1 pseudogene is annotated in these 370 nt (G+C 41.0%); it reads right to left on the bottom strand.

Annotation, left to right across the window (positions count from 1 at the left end):
• Positions 1–165: 165 nt before the first annotated feature.
• Positions 166–370, bottom strand: a pseudogene (locus BWI92_RS27915) (amino acid dehydrogenase); the annotation flags it as partial.

Below are 370 nucleotides of genomic sequence, written 5' to 3'. Positions count from 1 at the left end.
CACAAAAGCCATGCTTTATCTCCAGCACMATGKCATTGAKWGGCRKKWRTGGTTCTAAAGCCTGTAATTGTTCTTTATTGAGATATTTTACATCTAACCCTAACTCATGTGCTTTTTCGACGGTATGGTGTGCGTGGGCAGCAACGGCTTCTGTTTGGAAAATCTCTAGCATTCCTTTGCGCTCGTAGCCAAAGTCAAAAGCAGCGTTCGCTTCCCATTCTTCAAAGAGTTTTGACTCAATAAAGAAATATCTCTCAAAGGCACTGCCGAATCCTCTACATGTTGTGGATTGGCACTTTGCATAAATTTGAACCCCCAATTGATTAACGCTTTATTCAAAGCAGGTTTTACATAAAAAGGACTCAAAGGA

The organism is Flectobacillus sp. BAB-3569 (assembly GCF_002270355.1).
Classification (GTDB): domain Bacteria; phylum Bacteroidota; class Bacteroidia; order Cytophagales; family Spirosomataceae; genus Flectobacillus; species Flectobacillus roseus.
The sequence above is the reverse complement of the archived record's forward strand: the minus strand, read 5'-3'. Positions and strand labels throughout refer to the sequence as shown.